The 316-nt window shown below is 62.7% G+C and carries 1 protein-coding gene; it reads right to left on the bottom strand.

The features are described 5' to 3' along the window. Nucleotides 1–87: 87 nt before the first annotated feature. A partial coding sequence (locus PH586_RS23485; RefSeq protein WP_271350215.1) for a sarcosine oxidase subunit gamma occupies nt 88–316 on the bottom strand: 229 nt, incomplete at its 5' end.

Genomic DNA, 316 nt, shown 5'->3' with positions numbered 1-316 from the left:
CACGCTCGGGCAGTGGGCGGTGAGGATCCAAGTGTCTGGGGTGCGGCTCATTTCGATCTCCTGTGCAGCGCTAGGGCCGGGGTAATGTCAGGCCTTGATCGCCAGGCCGAATTCGGCGCTGGCGTCTTGCAGCCACAGCCAGATGTAGTCGGAGAAACTGCGGCGCACCAGCAGCTCCCAGGTCTCTTCGCCGGTGCGACGGATCACCAGCTGAGTCTTGGCGAAGGTAGTGCCGACCGCTTTGCCGACCGGGAAGTTGCGCGGATGCACGTCATAGATCGACGACTTCATCAGCAACTCGCGGACTTTCGACCCG

Source organism: Pseudomonas aestuarii (genome assembly GCF_027988105.1).
GTDB classification, from domain to species: Bacteria; Pseudomonadota; Gammaproteobacteria; order Pseudomonadales; family Pseudomonadaceae; genus Aquipseudomonas; species Aquipseudomonas aestuarii.
The sequence above is the reverse complement of the archived record's forward strand: the minus strand, read 5'-3'. Positions and strand labels throughout refer to the sequence as shown.